The organism is Acidovorax sp. GW821-FHT10A04, from assembly GCF_059415825.1.
On sequence record NZ_JBWKNZ010000009.1, the window covers coordinates 157,671 to 175,883 of the forward strand.

An 18,213-nucleotide genomic window follows, 5' to 3' on the forward strand; every position below is an offset into this window, starting at 1 on the left:
GAAAGCCAAAATCAAGGGTTTACAGGCCAGAGTGGGACAATAGAGGGGATATGCATCCCAAAGTTCTTCTCGACGCCTGTGCCGAACTCGTCAGGCTGACCCTCACTTTCGAACACCCCGCCGATGCGGTGGTGTCGCGCTTTTTCCGTGACAACCGGGGCCTGGGGCCGCGCGAGCGTGCCACGCTGGCCGAAACGGTCTACACCGTGCTGCGCAAGAAGCTGCTGTTCGACCACATGGCGCCCTCGGGCTCCGGTCCCCGGGAGCGCCGCCTGGCCATCCTGGGTTTCTACGGCCCGCGCGATTTCCTTCTGGGCGCCCTGACCGATCAGGAAAGGAAGTGGCTCGAACAGTGCGATGGCGTGACCGCCGACGACCTCATGGAGCGCCACCGCCACAACCTGCCCGAGTGGCTGGTTCAGCCGCTCAAGGACCAGCTGGGCGCGGGCTTCTGGCCGCTGGTGGAAAGCCTGTCGAACGCCGCACCGCTGGACCTGCGCGTGAATGCCCTGCAGGACAAGCGCGCCGATGTGCAAAAGGAACTCGCCAAGGCGGGCATCAAGGCCGTGCCCACGCCGTACTCCCCCTGGGGTCTGCGCATCGACGGCAAGCCGGCGCTGGCCAAGCTCGACGTGTTCACGCGCGGGGCCGTGGAAGTGCAGGACGAAGGCTCGCAGCTGCTGGCCCTGCTGCTGGACGCCAAGCGCGGTGAGATGGTGGTCGACTTCTGCGCCGGCGCGGGCGGCAAGACCCTGGCCATCGGTGCCACCATGCGCAACACCGGGCGCCTGTACGCCTTCGACGTGTCGGGCCACCGGCTCGACGCCCTGAAGCCGCGCCTGGCGCGCAGCGGGCTGTCCAATGTGCACCCGGCCGCCATTGCGCACGAGCGCGACGACCGCATCAAGCGCCTGGCCGGCAAGATCGACCGGGTGCTGGTCGATGCGCCCTGCTCGGGCCTCGGTACCCTGCGCCGCAACCCCGATCTCAAGTGGCGCCAGTCGCCCCAGTCGGTCGAGGAACTGGTCGCCAAGCAGACCGCCATCCTGGCCAGCGCAGCACGCCTGCTCAAGTCGGGTGGCCGGCTGGTGTATGCCACCTGCAGCATCCTGCCGCAGGAAAACGAGGCGATTGCGGACGCCTTCACGGCCGCCCACCCCGATTTCGTGCCGCTGGATGCAGGCGAAGCGCTCACCCAGCTCAAGGTGGAAGGTGCCGAAAAACTGTGCAGCGGCGGTGCCTCGGGCACTGGTTATCTGCGCCTGTGGCCCCATGTCCACCAGACCGACGGGTTCTTTGCTGCGGGCTGGACAAGGAAGTAAGCACCCCCTGAGTCGCTTCGCGCCTTCCCCCTCTCTCATATTGCTTCGCAATCTGGGAGGGGGACGCCCCCAGCGCGGCGGGGCGGCCCTTGCGCGGGGGCGCTGGCTTGGGGCGCGCCAGTTGCGGCGGATGTCGGTGCGTGCGCGTTCTGGCACAGGGGTTGCATGGCTTTGTCATGCAGGCGACGCAGGAGCCAATTCACTCTGGATACTGTGGATAACCTCTAATCGAAAAAGGGGTCTGCCCTTTAAAATTGGCCTGCCCGCCATCGCTGGTGGTCGGGTATCTTGTACAAGGTTTTTCTGAATATGCTGTTACCCGACTGGGTTGTACTGAACGCGGCCATCGACTGGCTGGGCCATGGACTGTGGAACCTCGCCTGGTGGCAGATCGTGCTGTACACGCTGGCGACGACCCACATCACGATCGCGGCCGTCACCATCTTTTTGCACCGCTCGCAAGCCCACCGTTCGGTGGATCTGCATGCGATTCCTTCGCATTTCTTCCGTTTCTGGCTGTGGGTCGGCACCGGCATGGTGACCAAGGAGTGGGTCGCCATCCACCGCAAGCACCACGCCAAGTGCGAGACCGCGGATGACCCGCACAGCCCGCAGACGCGTGGCCTGGATACCGTGATGTGGCGCGGCGCCGAGTTGTACCGCGCGGAATCGAAGAACCTCGAGACCATGAAGAAGTTCGGCCACGGCACGCCCGATGACTGGATGGAGCGCAATGTCTACACCCGCTTCGGCTGGCAGGGCGTGGGCCTGATGCTGGTGCTCGACCTGGCGCTGTTCGGTGCTGCAGGCGCGGCCGTCTGGGCCGTGCAGATGCTCTGGATCCCGTTCTGGGCCGCGGGCGTGGTCAACGGCGTGGGCCACTACTGGGGCTACCGCAACTTCGAGGCGACGGACGCCAGCACCAACCTCTCGCCCTGGGGCCTGGTCATCGGTGGCGAAGAGCTGCACAACAACCACCACACCTACCCGACCTCGGCCAAGTTCTCGGTCAAGCCCTATGAGTTCGACATCGGCTGGGCCTACATCAGCCTGATGAAGAAGCTTGGCTGGGCCACGGTCAAGAAGGTACCGCCCAAGCTGCTGCGCGGCGACGTGAAACCCGTGGCCGACGAAAAGACGCTGGAGGCCCTGATCGCCAACCGCTACGAGGTCATGGCCGGCTATGCCCGCGGCGTGCGCCAGGCCTGCAAGGACGAGATCGCCGCGCTGCAGGCGCGCCAGGCCGACGCCTCGGTGCTCAAGGCCGCCAAGCGCTGGCTGCACCGCGACGCCGAAAAGGTGCCCGCGAATGCACAGTCCCAGCTGGCCCAGGCGCGCGCTGCCCACCCGGCCCTGGACAAGATGGTGACCATGCGCGAGGAACTGCGCCAGATGTGGCTCAACACCACGCAGTCGCGCGAGCAGCTCACGGCCGACCTGCAGGCCTGGTGCCGCCGCGCCGAAGAGAGCGGCATTGCCGCCCTGCGCGATTTCTCCGTCAACCTGCGGGCCGCGCGCGCCTGACGGTGTCTTGGCAGGGCTTGCGCAAGGCAAGGCCATGCAGGGTCTGCGTTCCGCAGGGGACCTCCGGCACCCTGTGACCACTGCCTGGTCCCATCGATGGATGTAGACGCCCTGCACACCCACGCCGCCTTTGCGGCACTCATCGCACTGCTCCAGTGGGTGGGGTTCACACCCTTGTTGTGGCCCTGGCTGGCCACTACGGCGGTCGGGCGGCAACTGGGTTTTCTGCCGACCCTGTGTGTGGGGGTGGGCATTGGCTTGCTGGCAAACTTCCAGGTCTTTTTCGCTGCGGTGGCGGCAGGCCAGGGAGGATGGCCTGCCTGGGTGCTGCCGGCCGGCGCTGCCGCGCTCACGCTGCTGGCCTGGGGCGGGCTCGTGCGCTGTTTTCGGCACGTGCAACCTGCGGTGCAATCTCTTCCTGTCACGAACCCCTGGTATCGGGACGCCATCGGCATGGCCGCTGTCGCCGTGGCCCTCACCCTGTACGTCCAGGATGTGGCCCTTTCCCATCCGGGCGTCTTCGATGCCTGGGACACCATCAGCAGCTGGAACCGCTGGGCGATGGAGTGGCATCGCCAGACCCTGCCGACGAATACCTCGGGCTACCCACAACTGCTGCCAACGGCCTTGGCCGGTTTGTATCGATGGGTCGACCCGCGGGCCGCAGAGCCGGTGGCGCGGCTGTTCCTGCTGTTGTTCCCTGCATTGCCCTGCCTGCTGTTCGTGGATGGATACCGGCGCTGGCGTGACGACGCCTTTCTCTGGGGATGTGCGGCCTGGCTTGTTTTGCTGCGCTTCGCGTTCCGGGGCATGGCCGATTCTGGCTATGCCGATGTGCCGGTGGCCTGCTTCGTTGCGGTGACTGCCTATCTGCTGTTGCTGGGCTGCCGCGGCATGGACGGCGGCATGGTCTTCACCCTGGCAGCCATCTCCGCCGCTGCAGCGCTGCTGACCAAGCAGCCGGGCGGTATCGCATGGTTGCTGTGGCTGGTCATGGCGGCCGTCCTGTTGCTGCGCCGACAGCTGTCCTGGACGTCGGTACTTGCCAAGGCGTCGCTTTTTCTGCTGCTCGCCGCGCCCTGGTATCTGTGGGTAGCCTGGTGGATCTGGACGGGGGTCGATGTCACGAACATCGACTACCTTGTCGGCTCCATCCACGCGGGTCGGAGCTGGGGCCAGCGCATCGGCCACGCTCTGCAGGGGCCGCTCATGGGCGCGCTCGCCGGTTTTGGCTCGGCTGCCGTGGCTGCCAGTGCCGTCGGTGCACTGCTGGCTGCGGCGTGCAAAAGTCCGGGCGGCAGGCGGCTGGTGTTCGGCCTGTGCCTGCCCTACCTGCTGCTGTGGGCCAGCCTGTTTTCCTACGACATCCGCAACTTCCTGCCCGTGGTGGTGCCGGTCGCCTGGGCCTTGGGTATTGGTGTGCGCAATATCCTCGGTGCATTCTCCAGAAAGCGGCCACCGGCCGCTGCGGGCGACGTTGCCTTGGTGGTTTCGATCCATCCCGGGCTGCGCCGATGGGGGCCCGCCGGTGCCCTGGCTGCCTTCGCCATGCTGGCATGGGTGGCGCCCTGGAGCACCGAGTACTTGCGGCTGCGCCAGTCGGCGTTGCAGCGGGAGACCGGTGATCCAGTGCTGAACCGCTATCTGATCGACTACGAGCGCAACCCAGGCTTCGACGGGGTGCTGATGGGGACCTATTCATCCATGCTGATCATCGAAGAGTTGAGGCGCCATACGGTCATGCTCACGAGCGATCCCAACGTGCTGCCCCGCGCGTTGCATCAAGCGTTGGAGCGGGGCCGGCCCTGGTGCGAATTGGTCGCCATCGCGCCGCGGTTCGCGCCGGTTCGCTACCTGCTGCTGCACCGCTTCATTCTGTCGCCCACGATCGAATCGTCCCTGGCCGAAGGTTCGTTGCACCTCATCCACGAGCAAGGGGATTTGCGCTTCATGCGTGTCAGCTGCCCACCTCTCCCTGGCCTGTGAGTGACTGGCCTGTACCAGGATGGGCGCTGGTGCGTTCCCTGGGGCCGTGTGTCGCAATGGCGCTGTCAGCCCGCAGAGTGCGCGCTCTTGGTGAACAGCCGCCGCAGGCCATCGCGAAGCCGCTGCAAGGCCTGGTGCCCTGGGCGACTTGTTTCATGGACGCTGCCTTGCTGCGGCATCTCGGGCGGCGTCAGCAGGAGCGTGGCGGGCGAAGACATCCCGGCCTGCATGCCCACCCAGGCGCCTTGTGCGCTGCGCCATGCCATGTGGGGCAGCAGGTGGATCGGGAAGGGGACGCCAGGGTGGTGCGCCGGAGCGCTGTTCAGGACGGCAGTGCCCGAGAGGCAGCGCAACTCGCTGCTCGCATCCAGCCAGACGAGCTGGCCCTGGCCCGGCTGCAGGCGCAGCGTCCGGCCAGCGCCGTCCTGGGCTCTGACAGGTTGCACAGGGGCTTCAGGGCAGGAGGCGCCACTGGCCGTGAAGGATGGGGTAGGGTGCTGCTGTTTCATGCCTTGAGCGTAGAACCGTAGACTGCATCGCAACAGGCACAGGGATGCGTGGCGCGGTGCGAAGCAGCGGAAGGATTTCTGCTCTGTTTCGGTTGGATTTCGGCAACCCTGTATCTGTTCTGGTTGCCGGTTCGAGCGCATCATCGACCCGCCATGCCTGTATCTTCTGAAGAAAACCTCCCCCTGTACCGCCAACTGGCCGACCACTACCAGCAGGCGGTGGCCCAGGGCGTGCTGCTGCCCGGCGCGCGCATGCCGTCGGTGCGCGAGCTGATGCAGCGCCATGGCGTGAGCCTGTCGACCGCGCTGCAGGCGCTGCGCACCTTGGAGGAGCAGGGCAGCGTGCAGGCGCGTCCCCGGGTCGGCTATTTCGTGCAGGACCACCGGGTGCACCTGCTGGACCACAGCAGCGAACCCGACCCCCGCTGCCCGGTGCAGCAGATCGACGGGGCCCAGTTCGCGGGCATCAACGAGCGCATCTCGCTGTGGCTTGAGCAGGGGCGCCGGGCCCAGGTGCGCGTGGACCTGGGGGCGGCCATGCCCGCGCCCGAGCTGTTCGACCACCTCACCCTCAACCGGGTCGGCGCGGCACTGCTGCGCGAGTTTCCCGAGGTGCTGGTGCAGGGCAATTCACGGCCCGGCACCCACCCCCTGTTCCAGGCCGCCATGGCCCGGCAGGCGCTGGAAGTCGGCGTGAACGTGGCACCGCAGGAGGTGATGGCCACCCTGGGCAATTCGGATGCGGTGAACCTGGCGCTCGCCGCAGTGACCGAGCGCGGCGACGTGGTGGCCGTGGAGTCGCCCACCTTCTATGGCGTGCTGCAGGCGGTGGAGACCCAGAACCTGCGCGCGCTGGAGATCCCCAGCAGCTCGCGCACCGGCATCTCGCTCGACGCCCTGGAGCTGGCCGTGCAGAGCGAACCGCGCCTGAAGGCCGTGGTGGTGGTGCCGCACCTGCAGATGCCCAATGGCGCGCTCATGCCCGACAGCCACAAGGAGCGGCTGGTGGCCTTCTGCCGGCGCCACCAGCTGGCGCTGATCGAGGACGACATCTACCGCGAGCTGGTCGATGCGCCCGTGCTGCAGCGCCCGCTCAAGGCCTGGGACGAGACGGGGCAGGTGATCTACTGCGTGTCCTTCAACAAGACGCTGGCGCCGGGCCTGCGCCAGGGGTGGATGAACGGCGGGCGCTGGCACGAGCGCATCCAGATCCTGAAGTTTGCCCGCACCCGCAACATGCAGGTATGGGCCCAGTTGCTGGCGGCGCGCACGGTGGGCACACCCGCGCACGAGCGCCACCTGCGCCGCTTTCGCAGTGCGCTCAGGGTGCAGCGCGAGCGCAGCGTGCAGATGGTGGCGCGGCATTTTCCGCAGGGCACGCGCCTGTCGGTGCCGCGCGGCGGGCTCAGCCTGTGGATCGAGCTGCCGGCCGGTGTCTCTTCATCCCTGCTGTTCGAGCAGGCCCTGGCCTTGGGCATCCGCGTGGCGCCAGGGCCGATCTTCTCCAATTCGGGGCGCTACGAGGGCTTTTTGCGCCTGAGCTGCGGCCTGCCGTTCTCGCCCGAGGTGGAGTGGGCCTATGGTGAGCTGGGGCGCCTGCTGCATGAGCAGGCGGGCGCGGTGCGGCGGGCCGCGTGATCTCTGCCTTCGTTCGTGTGCAGCGGCCAAAGAAAAAGCCGCCCGGCGGGTGCCGGGCGGCTTTTTTCTGGGGTAAACCAAGGCTGAATTACTTCAGCTTGATTTCCTTGTATTCCACATGCTTGCGTGCCTTGGGATCAAATTTCATGATCAGCATCTTTTCGGGCATGGTCTTCTTGTTCTTCGTCGTCGTGTAGAAGTGACCGGTACCCGCAGTGGATTCCAGCTTGATCTTGTCGCGTCCGCCTTTGCTTGCCATGGTGTTTCTCCTTAAGCCTGGCCACGTGCGCGCAGGTCTGCGAGCACAGAGTCAATACCGTTCTTGTCGATCAAACGCAGGGCGGCGCTCGAAACGCGCAGGCGAACCCAGCGGTTTTCGGTCTCGACCCAGAAACGGCGGTATTGCAGGTTCGGCAGGAACCGGCGCTTGGTTTTGTTGTTGGCGTGGGAAACGTTGTTCCCGACCATGGGCTTCTTGCCCGTTACGTCGCAGACGCGTGCCATGAGGACACTCCGATACTGTTCAACGGCCGTTCGCCCGGTGCTCCTGGGGGATCTCCCAAGGGCTGGCTTGCGGCCTCACCTCGCCAGAAAGGGTGGCGGTAACCCCGGGCATCCCAGAAAAAGAGGCCCGATTTGGATTTTTTGCCTGCAAGAAAACGGGTAGCAGATACCCGCCTGAATTCAGGAAAGCCTCGGATTATAGCGGCCCGCGCGCAGTGGCGTCAAATGGCGTCCCGGCGCGGCGGTTTTCACTCCTGCTCGAGGAAGCGCTGGGCGTCCAGTGCGGCCATGCAGCCCGTGCCGGCGCTGGTGATGGCCTGGCGGTACACGTGGTCCGCCACGTCGCCGGCCGCGAACACGCCGGGCACGCTGGTCTGCGTGGCAAAGCCCTTGAGCCCGCCCTGGGTGATGAGGTAGCCGCCTTCCATCTCCAGCTGGCCCTTGAAGATATCGGTGTTGGGCGAGTGGCCGATGGCGATGAAGCAGCCATGCAGCGTGATGTCCTCGGTGCTGCCGTCCTTGGTGCTCTTGATGCGGATGCCGGTCACGCCGGTGGCGTCGCCCAGTACCTCGTCCAGGGTGTTGAACAGCTTGAGCTCGATCTTGCCGGCGGCGACCTTCTCGTTGAGCTTGTCCACCAGGATGGGCTCGGCCTTGAACTTGTCGCGGCGGTGCACCATGGTGACCTTGCTGGCGATGTTGGAGAGATACAACGCCTCTTCGACGGCCGTGTTGCCGCCGCCGACCACGGCCACGGGCTTGTCGCGGTAGAAGAAACCGTCGCAGGTGGCGCAGCCCGAGACGCCCCGGCCCATGAAGGCCTCCTCGGAGGGCAGGCCCAGGTACTTGGCCGATGCGCCGGTCGCCAGGATCAGCGCGTCGCAGGTGTAGGTGCCGCTGTCACCGGTGAGGGTGAAGGGGCGCTTGCTGAAGTCGACCTTGTTGATGTGGTCGAAGATGACCTGGGTCTTGAAGCGCTCGGCGTGCTCCAGGAAACGCTGCATCAGCTCCGGCCCCTGCACGCCGTTCACGTCGGCCGGCCAGTTGTCGACTTCCGTCGTGGTCATCAGCTGGCCACCCTGGGACATGCCGGTGATCAGCACCGGATTGAGGTTGGCGCGGGCTGCATAGACCGCTGCGGTGTAGCCGGCAGGACCGGAGCCGAGGATCAGAACTTTCGCGTGTTGGGTGGTAGACATGGTAAAAGCCTGTGTTTTGCGCCCGCTACACGGGGCGCTGTTGGGAAAGCTGGGGGGCGGGGCGCCAAGTATCAACCGCGCTCGGTCGCCACACGCAGCCCCAATTTCAATCACGGCGATTGTAAGAACCCATCAGGGCGCGCGAGGATGCGCCCTGAATAACCCGCTGCGGCACCGGTGGAGCCGCGCCTTTAGAGAGGAGAAGTTTCCATGTCAACGATGTTGTCCAACCTGGACCTGCTGCGCCGGGTACCGCTGTTTTCGCTGCTCACCGTGGCCCAGGCCGAGGTGATCAGTGGTGCCGTGGTCAAGAAGCGCTTCAAGCGCGGCGAGGCGCTGGTCGAGCAGGGGCAAAAATCCAACGCGCTGTTCATCCTGCTCACCGGGCGGGCGCGCGTGCTCACGACCGACAGCCGGGGCCGCGAGGTGATCCTGGCCAACCTGGCGCAGGGGGACTACCTGGGCGAGATGAGCATCATCGACAACGAACCCCATTCGGCCACCGTGCGCGCCGAGGTGCAGACCGACGTGCTGATGCTCGGGCGCACCGAATTCGCACGCTGCCTGACGGAAAACGCCTCGATGTCGCTGGTGGTCATGCGCGGGCTGGTCAAGCGCCTGCGCCATGCCGACCGCAAGATCGAATCCCTGGCCCTGCTCGATGTGTACGGCCGCGTGGCCCATGCGCTGCTGGATTTTGCGACCACCGACGCGCAGGGCCAGCGCATCATCCGCGACAAGATCTCGCGCCAGGACCTGGCCAAGATGGTCGGTGCCTCGCGCGAGATGGTCAGCCGCGTCATGAAGGACCTGGAGGAGCGCGGTTTCATCGAGGTGCTGCCCACCGGTGCCACGGTGCTCAAGGACCGTCTGGACGCGCTGGGCTGAGACGGCTTCTGCGCAGCGGCGCGCAGGTGTCCATAGGGTAAGCTTGTCGCGGCACGCTTATGACCTACTCACTCAATACATTGAACGCATCGTCCGCCGTGAAGTCGCCGCCCCGCTCGGGCGCGGCCCGCTTCGGGCATGAAATCGGCCTGGTGCTGGGGCTCCTGGCCCTGGTCTTCTGGCTGCTGGCGCTGGTCAGCTACTCCGCGCAGGATGCCGCCTGGTCGTCCTCCGGCCCCTCGGATTCGCGTGCCGTGCTCAACTGGGCCGGGCGCTTGGGTGCCTGGCTGGCCGATGGCAGCTACTTTGCCCTCGGTTTCTCGGTCTGGTGGTGCGTGGCGGCGGGCGTGCGCTCGTGGCTGTCGTCGCTGGCGCGCTGGATGCGCGGCGGTGAGGTGCTGCCCGGTGCCGTGAGCCCCATGGCGCGTCGCGGCTTGTTCTGGGGCGGGCTGGTGGTGCTGATGTGTGCCAGCACCGCGCTCGAATGGTCGCGCCTGTACCGCTTCGAATCGCTGCTGCCCGGCCATGCCGGCGGCGTGCTCGGCTACCTCACGGGGCCGGCCAGCGTCAAATGGCTGGGCTTCACCGGCTCGGCCCTGTTGTGCATCGTGCTCGCCGTGCTGGGCGCGGCCCTGGTGTTCCGTTTTTCCTGGGGCCATGTGGCCGAGGTGCTGGGCGGGCGCATCGATGCGCTGGTGCAGTCGCGCCGTACGCAGCGCGAGGTGGCCAAGGATGTGGCCGTGGGCCGCAAGGCCGCGCGCGAGCGCGCCGTGGTGGTGCTGGAAGAAAAGACCGAGAGCGAGGAACACCACCCGCAGCCGGTGCAGATCATCGAGCCCGTGCTGGTCGACCTGCCGCTGAGCACCCGTGTGGTCAAGGAGCGGCAAAAGCCCCTGTTCACCGAGATGCCCGACAGCAAGCTGCCGCTGGTGGACCTGCTCGACGGCCCGCAGCAGCGCCAGGAGACCGTGGCGCCCGAGACGCTGGAGATGACCAGCCGCCTGATCGAGAAGAAGCTCAAGGATTTTGGCGTAGAAGTGCGCGTGGTCGCGGCCATGCCCGGCCCGGTGATCACACGCTACGAGATCGAGCCCGCCACGGGCGTGAAGGGCTCGCAGATCGTGGGCCTGGCCAAGGACCTGGCGCGCTCGCTGAGCCTGGTCTCCATCCGCGTGGTGGAAACCATCCCCGGCAAGAACTTCATGGCGCTGGAGTTGCCCAACGCCAAGCGCCAGTCGATCCGGTTGTCCGAGATCCTCGGCTCGCAGGTCTACCACGAGGCCAAGAGCATGCTCACCATGGGCCTGGGCAAGGACATCGTGGGCAACCCGGTGGTGGCCGACCTGGCCAAGATGCCGCACGTGCTGGTGGCCGGTACCACGGGCTCGGGCAAGTCGGTGGGGATCAACGCCATGATCCTCTCGCTGCTCTACAAGGCCGAGGCGCGCGACGTGCGCCTGCTGATGATCGACCCGAAGATGCTGGAAATGTCGGTCTACGAAGGCATTCCGCACCTGCTGGCGCCCGTGGTCACCGACATGAAACAGGCCGCCCACGGCCTGAACTGGTGTGTGGCCGAGATGGAGCGCCGCTACAAGCTCATGAGCAAGCTCGGCGTGCGCAACCTGGCTGGCTACAACACCAAGATCGACGAGGCCAAGGCGCGCGAGGAGTTCCTCTACAACCCCTTCAGCCTCACGCCCGAGGAGCCCGAGCCGCTGCAGCGCCTGCCGCACATCGTGGTCGTCATCGACGAACTGGCCGACCTGATGATGGTGGTGGGCAAGAAGATCGAAGAGCTGATCGCGCGCCTGGCGCAGAAGGCGCGCGCCGCCGGCATCCACCTGATCCTGGCCACCCAGCGCCCCAGCGTGGACGTGATCACCGGCCTGATCAAGGCCAACATCCCGACCCGCATCGCCTTCCAGGTGAGCAGCAAGATCGACAGCCGCACCATCCTCGACCAGATGGGCGCCGAAGCCCTGCTGGGCATGGGCGACATGCTCTACATGGCCAGCGGCACCGGACTGCCGATCCGCGTGCACGGCGCCTTCGTGTCGGACGAAGAAGTGCACCGTGTCGTCCATTACCTCAAGGAACAAGGGGAGCCGGACTACATAGAGGGCGTGCTCGAAGGCGGAACTGTGGACGGCGACGGGGATCTGTCAGGGGAGGGCGGTGGCGGTGAAGGGGGTGAAAAAGACCCCATGTACGACCAGGCCGTGGAAGTGGTCCTCAAGGACCGCAAGGCCAGCATCTCCTACGTCCAGCGCAAGCTGCGCATCGGCTACAACCGCTCGGCGCGCCTGCTGGAGGACATGGAGAAGGCGGGCCTGGTCAGCGGCCTCACCGCCAGCGGCCAGCGCGAAGTGCTGGTGCCTGCTCGCCCTGAATGAGGCGTTGCGGGCCCGGCGCCCACCACCCAAGGAGTCTATTTTTGAAAAAAGTTGTGACAGCCATCGTGATCGCGGCCAGTGCCCAGTGGGCCAGCGCGGACGGGCTCAAGAGCCTCGAATCCTTCATGAAGAGCACCCAGACGGGCCGCGCCGAGTTCACCCAGGTGGTGACCTCGCCGCCCAAGGAGGGGCAGACGGCGCGCACCAAGAACTCCAGCGGATCGTTCGAGTTCCAGCGCCCGGGGCGCTTCAAGTTCGTCTACAAGAAGCCCTTCGAGCAGACCATCGTGGCCGATGGCCAGACCCTGTGGCTGCACGACGTGGACCTGAACCAGGTCACGCAGCGCGCCCAGGCCCAGGCCCTGGGCACCACACCGGCGGCCCTGCTGGCCTCGGCCCCCGACCTGTCGGCGCTCAAGGCCGACTTCACGCTCGAGGCGGCGCCCGAGGCCGACGGCCTGCAATGGGTGCTGGCGCGCCCCAAGGCCAAGGACGGGCAACTGCAGAGCGTGCGCGTGGGCTTCGCGGGTGAGCAGCTGGCGGCCCTGGACATCCTGGACAGCTTCGGCCAGCGCTCGGCCATCCGCTTCAGCGGCATGCAGGCCAACCCGCCGCTGCCGGCCGGCACCTTCCAGTTCAAGCCGCCTGCCGGGGCGGACGTGGTCAAGCAGTAGGCGGACGCTGCGGCCTATTTCTTCTGGATGACGCCGCGCGCATAGCCGCCGTGCGCCGAGGGCAGCACCATGCAGATCATGGCGCGGCCCTGCTGCTTTTCGAGCTGCTGGACCACGGTGCGCTGCTCGTCGTAGTCCTCGCCGGCACGCAGGTCTGCCGCGGTCTTCTTGATGCGCTTGAGCAGCTCCTGCACCTTGTCGTCGTTGATGCCGAGGTTGGGGCAGTTCTTGGCCGCGAAATCGGCCGACGCGAGGGCCGAGCCCAGCTGGGCCTCGATGGCCTCGGCTTCGGTCACGTCGGCATGGGCGGCTGCTGCCAGCAGGGTCAGGGAAACGCTGAGCAGCAGGCTGGAAAGGGAGCGTTTGGTGGGATGGGTCATGGTGTGCGTGATCGAATGGGAGGAGGCCGGGGGAAGCGGCCTCACCAGAGGTAGGCCTCGGGCAACTGGCCCGAGTGCCGGCGGTGGCGGGTCGGTTGGGTCTTTCCTTCGTGGATGACCATTTCCGGCCCCTCGAAGGATATCTGTGCGCGCCGGGTCAGGGTGCGCCCGCGCACGGTAAACACCATCTCGATGCCCGTCGGATCGCTCGCCACCTTCCAGGTGCCGTCCAGGCTGCGCAGTGCATCGATCTCGCCTTTCTTGAGGTAGAGCCGCACCGTGCCATCGGGCAGGAACTGCACGATGTTGGAGGAGGGCGAGTACTCCTCCCACCAGCCGACCAGGGCCGTGGCCGTGTCCTGCACGACCGCGCTCGCCGCGGGGCGCGTGCTTTGTGCGTGGGCCTGCAGCGCAGGCAGGGCGAAGCTGGAGAAGGCCAGGGCGGCCAGCGCGAGCGGGCGCAGCCAATGCCGAAGTGGATGCGAATGTGCCATGGCGAGGAAAATAGGGCAGTTGTCTGCCCGCTTTATAGGCCAGGCCCGGGCAGGTTCATGCCAGGGGCCGCAGGATTCTGTGACATTGTTGGCGTTTCGGGTGCAGGCCTGTGTTGGAATCGGGCATGCCGTCCGCTTGCAGTGGGCTGCCGAACCTCCATCTGGATGCTGTGCCCGCCATGGCATCCACCCTTCCACGATGGCCCCTTTCATGAGTTCCTCGCGCAGTTCTTCGTCCTCTCCTGCCTCCGGCGCCACCCACCAGCCGCTGGCCGAGCGCCTGCGCCCGCGCACGCTCGGCGAAGTGATCGGGCAGCAGCAGGTGCTCGGGCCGGGCATGCCGCTGCGCCTGGCCTTCGAGTCGGGCCGCCCGCACAGCTGCATCCTGTGGGGCCCACCGGGCGTGGGCAAGACCACCATCGCGCGCCTGATGGCCGACGCCTTCGACGCGCAGTTCATCAGCATCAGTGCCGTGCTGGGCGGGGTCAAGGACATCCGCGAGGCGGTGGAACGCGCCGAACTCGCGCGCGATGGCCTCATGCAGCAGCGCACCATCGTCTTCGTCGACGAGGTGCACCGCTTCAACAAGAGCCAGCAGGACGCCTTCCTGCCGCACGTGGAAAGCGGCCTGTTCACCTTCATCGGCGCGACCACCGAGAACCCCTCGTTCGAGGTCAATTCTGCGCTGCTATCGCGCGCTGCGGTCTATGTGCTGCAGCCCCTGTCGGCCGAGGATCTGCAGCAGCTCGTGGCACTGGCCCAGCAGCAGGGCGCCCTGCCGGCCATCGAGCAGGACGCCATCGACCGGCTCGTGGCCTATGCCGACGGCGATGCCCGGCGCCTGCTCAACACGCTGGAAACCCTGGCCATGGCGGCCACGCAGGAGCAACTGGCCGAGATCTCGGATGCGTGGCTGCTCAAGGTGCTGGGCGAGCGCATGCGCCGCTACGACAAGGGCGGCGAGCAGTTCTACGACACCATCAGCGCGCTGCACAAATCCGTGCGTGGCTCCGATCCCGATGCGGCGCTGTACTGGCTGGTGCGCATGCTCGATGGCGGGGCCGACCCGCGCTATATGGCGCGGCGCTTGGTGCGCATGGCCAGCGAGGACATCGGCCTGGCCGACCCGCGCGCGCTGCGCCTGGCGCTCGATGCCGCCGAGGTCTATGAGCGCCTGGGCACGCCCGAGGGCGAGCTGGCGCTGGCCGAGTGCGTGGTTTACCTTGCCGTTGCGCCCAAGTCTAATGCCGTCTACAAGGCCTACAACGCGGCGCGCGCCTGGGTCAAGCAAGATGGCACGCGCCCGGTGCCCATGCACCTGCGCAATGCACCGACCAAGCTCATGAAGCAGCTCGACTACGGCAAGGGCTACCGCTACGCGCACGACGAGGAGGACGGCTTCGCGGCGGGCGAAAACTACCTGCCCCAGGGCATGCAAGCGCCCGGCTTCTACCAGCCGGTGGAGCGCGGACTTGAAATCAAGATCGCACAGAAATTGCGTGAGCTGCGTGATCGCAACAGCACGGCCGATGGCGCAGTGCACCCCGAGGACTGAAGGGCAGCAGGACAAATTGCGTTGAATCCGGCGTTATGCCGATTTTGCATGAGTGCGGTAATAAGTTTGCGCAGCAATATTCTTGCGTGTATCAAAATTACTTATGTACCCGGGCGGTCGCTGATGGACTTGCGAACCCGAGGGAAAACCCCGCCAATCCTGGAGGGGGGCTCCTGACACTACTGGCTACAATCCCGTCCACAAACCCGCACAGCTGCATTTCTGGCGGGTTTTTTGCTAGATGGCAGTCGGGCCCACAAGGCTGTACCGATTCCGGTGCCTGCGCTTGGGGTGCGTTACAAACGAAGGACTTCTCTTATGGACATTTTGCTGCAACAGATCATCAACGGTCTGGTTCTCGGCAGCATGTACGCCTTGATAGCCTTGGGCTATACGATGGTGTACGGCATTATTCAACTGATCAACTTCGCCCACGGCGAGGTGCTCATGATCGGTGCACTCACCAGTTGGAGCTGTATCGGCCTGATGCAAGGGGCCATGCCCGGCGCACCTGGCTGGCTGATCCTGCTGCTGGCGACCATCATTGCCTGCGTGGTCGCGGCCACCCTGAACTTCGTGATTGAAAAAGTCGCCTACCGGCCGCTGCGCAGCAGTCCGCGCCTGGCCCCCCTGATCACCGCGATCGGCATGTCCATCCTGCTGCAGACGCTGGCCATGATCATCTGGAAGCCCAACTACAAGCCCTATCCGACGATGCTCCCGAGCTCGCCGTTCCAGATCGGTGGCGCCTTCATCACCCCCACCCAGATCCTGATCCTGGGCGTGACTGCGATCGCCCTGGCCTCGCTGGTCTACCTGGTGAACCACACCAACCTGGGCCGCGCGATGCGCGCCACGGCAGAGAACCCCCGCGTGGCCTCGCTGATGGGTGTCAAGCCCGACATGGTGATCTCGGCCACCTTCATCATCGGTGCCATCCTGGCGGCCATTGCCGGCATCATGTACGCCTCCAACTACGGCACGGCGCAGCACACCATGGGCTTCCTGCCGGGCCTCAAGGCCTTCACGGCCGCCGTGTTCGGCGGCATCGGCAACCTGGCCGGCGCAGTGGTCGGCGGCATCCTGCTGGGCCTGATCGAAGCCATCGGCTCGGGCTACATCGGCGCCCTCACAGGCGGCCTGCTGGGCAGCCACTACACCGACATCTTTGCTTTCATCGTGCTGATCATCATTCTCACGCTGCGTCCTTCGGGTCTGCTGGGTGAGCGTGTGGCGGATCGAGCCTGAGGACCCTCGCCATGAAGAACAACAACCTTGCCAAATGGGTCGTCGGCGGCATCGCGCTGCTGATCCTCCCGCTGATCCTGCAATTCTTCGGCAACGCCTGGGTGCGCATCGCCGACCTGGCCCTGCTGTACGTGATGCTGGCCCTGGGCCTGAACATCGTGGTCGGCTACGCCGGCCTGCTCGACCTGGGCTACGTGGCCTTCTATGCCGTGGGTGCCTACCTGTTCGCGCTGATGGCATCGCCCCACCTGGCCGATACCTTCACAGCCTTTGCGGCCATGTTCCCCAACGGCCTGCACACCTCGCTGTGGCTGGTGATACCGTTGGCGGCGCTGGTCGCGGCGCTGTTCGGGGCCTTGCTCGGGGCGCCCACGCTCAAGCTGCGCGGCGACTACCTGGCCATCGTGACGCTGGGCTTCGGTGAAATCATCCGCATCTTCCTGAACAACCTGGACCACCCGGTCAACCTGACCAACGGCCCCAAGGGCCTGGGGCAGATCGACTCGGTCAAGATCTTCGGTCTGGACCTGGGCAAGCGCCTGGAGCTGTTCGGCTTCGACATCAACTCCGTCACGCTGTACTACTACCTGTTCCTGGTGCTGGTGATCATCAGCATCGTCATCTGCTACCGCCTGCAGGATTCGCGCATCGGCCGTGCCTGGATGGCCATCCGCGAAGACGAGATCGCCGCCAAGGCCATGGGCATCAACACCCGCAACCTCAAGCTGCTGGCCTTTGGCATGGGCGCCTCGTTCGGTGGCGTCTCGGGTGCCATGTTCGGTGCCTTCCAGGGCTTTGTCTCGCCCGAATCCTTCAGCCTGATGGAGTCGGTCATGATCGTCGCCATGGTGGTGCTGGGTGGCATCGGCCACATCCCCGGCGTGATCCTGGGTGCCGTGCTGCTGTCGGCCCTGCCCGAGGTGCTGCGCTACGTGGCCGGTCCGCTGCAGGCCATGACCGATGGCCGCCTCGACTCTGCCATCCTGCGCCAGTTCCTGATTGCCGTGGCGATGATCGTCATCATGCTGATGCGCCCCCGTGGCCTGTGGCCCGCGCCCGAGCACGGCAAGAGCCTCACGCAGAAGTCCTGAACACCGCAGAAAGTTAGAACATGGCAGAGAAATCCAAAGATGTGGTGCTGAAGGTTGCGGGCATTTCCAAGCGCTTCGGCGGCTTGCAGGCCCTCTCCGACGTGGGCATCACGATTGAGCGCGGCCAGGTCTATGGCCTGATCGGTCCGAACGGCGCAGGCAAGACCACGTTCTTCAACGTGATCACCGGTCTGTACACCCCTGACAGTGGCACCTTCGAGCTGGCCGGCAAGCCCTACGAGCCCACGGCCGTGCACGAAGTGGCCAAGGCGGGCATTGCCCGCACCTTCCAGAACATCCGCCTGTTTGCCGAAATGACGGCGCTCGAGAACGTGATGGTGGGCCGCCACATCCGCACCAAGTCCGGCCTGGTGGGAGCGGTGTTCCGCACCAAAAGCTTCAAGGAGGAAGAGCTGGCCATCGCCAGGCGCGCGCAGGAATTGCTCGACTACGTGGGCATCGGCAAGTTTGCCGACTACAAGGCGCGCACCCTGAGCTACGGCGACCAGCGCCGCCTGGAGATCGCCCGTGCCCTGGCCACCGACCCCCAACTGATCGCCCTGGACGAGCCCGCCGCCGGCATGAACGCCACCGAGAAGGTGCTGTTACGCGAGCTGATCGACCGCATCCGCAACGACAACCGCACCATCCTGCTCATCGAGCACGACGTGAAGCTGGTGATGGGCCTGTGCGATCGCGTGACCGTGCTCGACTACGGCAAGCAGATTGCCGAAGGCAACCCTGCCGAAGTGCAGAAGAACGAAAAAGTGATTGAGGCCTATCTGGGCACCGGAGGACACTGAGA

The 18,213-nt window shown here is 65.9% G+C and carries 17 protein-coding genes; 11 read left to right on the forward strand and 6 right to left on the reverse strand.

Annotated elements, in window-relative coordinates; genetic code table 11:
- The first annotated feature begins 50 nt into the window (after positions 1-50).
- The 3 genes from AC07PF_RS19720 to AC07PF_RS19730 all read left to right on the forward strand — a co-directional run bounded on the left by AC07PF_RS19720 (position 51) and on the right by AC07PF_RS19730 (position 4,832).
- Positions 51-1,322, forward strand: a complete 1,272-nt coding sequence (locus AC07PF_RS19720; protein WP_494612955.1) for an RsmB/NOP family class I SAM-dependent RNA methyltransferase — start codon at positions 51-53, stop codon at positions 1,320-1,322.
- A 309-nt stretch (positions 1,323-1,631) separates the two neighbouring features.
- Positions 1,632-2,846 carry a DesA family fatty acid desaturase gene (locus AC07PF_RS19725; RefSeq protein ID WP_007859753.1) on the forward strand — a complete coding sequence of 405 codons (1,215 nt, stop codon included), beginning with the start codon at positions 1,632-1,634 and terminating at the stop codon, positions 2,844-2,846.
- 96 nt (positions 2,847-2,942) lie between these two features.
- The gene (locus tag AC07PF_RS19730) at positions 2,943-4,832 is read left to right on the forward strand and encodes a hypothetical protein (protein WP_494612956.1); all 1,890 of its coding nucleotides are present in this window, start codon (positions 2,943-2,945) and stop codon (positions 4,830-4,832) included.
- A 65-nt stretch (positions 4,833-4,897) separates the two neighbouring features.
- Here AC07PF_RS19730 and AC07PF_RS19735 read toward each other — a convergent pair whose 3' ends face one another.
- Positions 4,898-5,278: a hypothetical protein gene (locus AC07PF_RS19735; protein WP_494612957.1), complete on the reverse strand. Its 381-nt coding sequence runs from the start codon at positions 5,276-5,278 to the stop codon at positions 4,898-4,900.
- A gap of 216 nt (positions 5,279-5,494) precedes the next feature.
- Between AC07PF_RS19735 and AC07PF_RS19740 the strand changes: the two genes are divergently transcribed.
- Positions 5,495-6,979 carry an aminotransferase-like domain-containing protein gene (locus AC07PF_RS19740; protein ID WP_494612958.1) on the forward strand — a complete coding sequence of 495 codons (1,485 nt, stop codon included), beginning with the start codon at positions 5,495-5,497 and terminating at the stop codon, positions 6,977-6,979.
- 88 nt (positions 6,980-7,067) lie between these two features.
- Here AC07PF_RS19740 and rpmG read toward each other — a convergent pair whose 3' ends face one another.
- From rpmG to trxB, 3 genes are all read right to left on the reverse strand, one after another.
- Positions 7,068-7,238, reverse strand: a complete 171-nt coding sequence (gene rpmG, locus AC07PF_RS19745; protein WP_007859760.1) for a 50S ribosomal protein L33 — start codon at positions 7,236-7,238, stop codon at positions 7,068-7,070.
- A gap of 11 nt (positions 7,239-7,249) precedes the next feature.
- Complete coding sequence (gene rpmB, locus AC07PF_RS19750; protein WP_007859763.1) at positions 7,250-7,483, reverse strand: 50S ribosomal protein L28; 234 nt, start codon at positions 7,481-7,483, stop codon at positions 7,250-7,252.
- A gap of 248 nt (positions 7,484-7,731) precedes the next feature.
- Complete coding sequence (gene trxB / locus AC07PF_RS19755; RefSeq protein WP_007859764.1) at positions 7,732-8,682, reverse strand: thioredoxin-disulfide reductase; 951 nt, start codon at positions 8,680-8,682, stop codon at positions 7,732-7,734.
- A gap of 210 nt (positions 8,683-8,892) precedes the next feature.
- On the opposite strand from trxB, the gene AC07PF_RS19760 reads away from it, so the two are divergent.
- The 3 genes from AC07PF_RS19760 to lolA are packed head-to-tail and all read left to right on the forward strand — an operon-like array spanning position 8,893 to position 12,640.
- Positions 8,893-9,570 carry a Crp/Fnr family transcriptional regulator gene (locus AC07PF_RS19760; RefSeq protein WP_007859765.1) on the forward strand — a complete coding sequence of 226 codons (678 nt, stop codon included), beginning with the start codon at positions 8,893-8,895 and terminating at the stop codon, positions 9,568-9,570.
- 59 nt (positions 9,571-9,629) lie between these two features.
- Positions 9,630-11,966: a DNA translocase FtsK gene (locus AC07PF_RS19765; RefSeq protein WP_007859767.1), complete on the forward strand. Its 2,337-nt coding sequence runs from the start codon at positions 9,630-9,632 to the stop codon at positions 11,964-11,966.
- A 41-nt stretch (positions 11,967-12,007) separates the two neighbouring features.
- Entirely contained in the window at positions 12,008-12,640 is a 633-nt protein-coding gene (gene lolA / locus AC07PF_RS19770) for an outer membrane lipoprotein periplasmic chaperone LolA (protein ID WP_007859769.1), read from the forward strand.
- Between the two features lie 14 nt (positions 12,641-12,654).
- On the opposite strand, the gene AC07PF_RS19775 is transcribed toward lolA, so the two are convergent.
- A complete protein-coding gene (locus AC07PF_RS19775) occupies positions 12,655-13,020 on the reverse strand; it encodes a hypothetical protein (RefSeq protein WP_007859772.1) in 366 nt (121 codons plus the stop codon).
- A 41-nt stretch (positions 13,021-13,061) separates the two neighbouring features.
- Positions 13,062-13,514, reverse strand: a complete 453-nt coding sequence (locus tag AC07PF_RS19780) for a hypothetical protein (protein WP_007859774.1) — start codon at positions 13,512-13,514, stop codon at positions 13,062-13,064.
- Positions 13,515-13,713: 199 nt separating this feature from the next.
- Here AC07PF_RS19780 and AC07PF_RS19785 point away from each other — a divergent pair, with 199 nt between their 5' ends.
- The 4 genes from AC07PF_RS19785 (at position 13,714) to AC07PF_RS19800 (ending at position 18,211) form a co-directional block, all read left to right on the forward strand.
- Positions 13,714-15,069 (forward strand): replication-associated recombination protein A, encoded by a 1,356-nt coding sequence (locus AC07PF_RS19785; protein ID WP_494612959.1) that lies wholly within the window; start codon positions 13,714-13,716, stop codon positions 15,067-15,069.
- Between the two features lie 318 nt (positions 15,070-15,387).
- On the forward strand, positions 15,388-16,317 hold the full coding sequence (locus AC07PF_RS19790) for a branched-chain amino acid ABC transporter permease (RefSeq protein ID WP_007859779.1): 930 nt from the start codon (positions 15,388-15,390) through the stop codon (positions 16,315-16,317).
- 11 nt (positions 16,318-16,328) lie between these two features.
- Positions 16,329-17,408 carry an ABC transporter permease subunit gene (locus AC07PF_RS19795; protein WP_007859781.1) on the forward strand — a complete coding sequence of 360 codons (1,080 nt, stop codon included), beginning with the start codon at positions 16,329-16,331 and terminating at the stop codon, positions 17,406-17,408.
- A gap of 20 nt (positions 17,409-17,428) precedes the next feature.
- Positions 17,429-18,211, forward strand: a complete 783-nt coding sequence (locus AC07PF_RS19800) for an ABC transporter ATP-binding protein (protein ID WP_007859784.1) — start codon at positions 17,429-17,431, stop codon at positions 18,209-18,211.
- The last annotated feature ends 2 nt before the right edge of the window (positions 18,212-18,213 follow it).

Coding starts and splice junctions, on each gene's coding strand:
- rpmG (WP_007859760.1), bottom strand. CDS start 7,238: ATGGCAAGCAAAGGCGGACGCGACAAGATCAAGCTGGAATCCACTGCG.
- AC07PF_RS19720 (WP_494612955.1), top strand. CDS start 51: ATGCATCCCAAAGTTCTTCTCGACGCCTGTGCCGAACTCGTCAGGCTG.
- AC07PF_RS19800 (WP_007859784.1), top strand. CDS start 17,429: ATGGCAGAGAAATCCAAAGATGTGGTGCTGAAGGTTGCGGGCATTTCC.
- trxB (WP_007859764.1), bottom strand. CDS start 8,682: ATGTCTACCACCCAACACGCGAAAGTTCTGATCCTCGGCTCCGGTCCT.
- AC07PF_RS19775 (WP_007859772.1), bottom strand. CDS start 13,020: ATGACCCATCCCACCAAACGCTCCCTTTCCAGCCTGCTGCTCAGCGTT.
- AC07PF_RS19765 (WP_007859767.1), top strand. CDS start 9,630: ATGACCTACTCACTCAATACATTGAACGCATCGTCCGCCGTGAAGTCG.
- rpmB (WP_007859763.1), bottom strand. CDS start 7,483: ATGGCACGCGTCTGCGACGTAACGGGCAAGAAGCCCATGGTCGGGAAC.
- AC07PF_RS19725 (WP_007859753.1), top strand. CDS start 1,632: ATGCTGTTACCCGACTGGGTTGTACTGAACGCGGCCATCGACTGGCTG.
- AC07PF_RS19730 (WP_494612956.1), top strand. CDS start 2,943: ATGGATGTAGACGCCCTGCACACCCACGCCGCCTTTGCGGCACTCATC.
- AC07PF_RS19780 (WP_007859774.1), bottom strand. CDS start 13,514: ATGGCACATTCGCATCCACTTCGGCATTGGCTGCGCCCGCTCGCGCTG.
- AC07PF_RS19795 (WP_007859781.1), top strand. CDS start 16,329: ATGAAGAACAACAACCTTGCCAAATGGGTCGTCGGCGGCATCGCGCTG.
- AC07PF_RS19760 (WP_007859765.1), top strand. CDS start 8,893: ATGTCAACGATGTTGTCCAACCTGGACCTGCTGCGCCGGGTACCGCTG.
- AC07PF_RS19785 (WP_494612959.1), top strand. CDS start 13,714: ATGGCCCCTTTCATGAGTTCCTCGCGCAGTTCTTCGTCCTCTCCTGCC.
- AC07PF_RS19740 (WP_494612958.1), top strand. CDS start 5,495: ATGCCTGTATCTTCTGAAGAAAACCTCCCCCTGTACCGCCAACTGGCC.
- AC07PF_RS19790 (WP_007859779.1), top strand. CDS start 15,388: ATGGACATTTTGCTGCAACAGATCATCAACGGTCTGGTTCTCGGCAGC.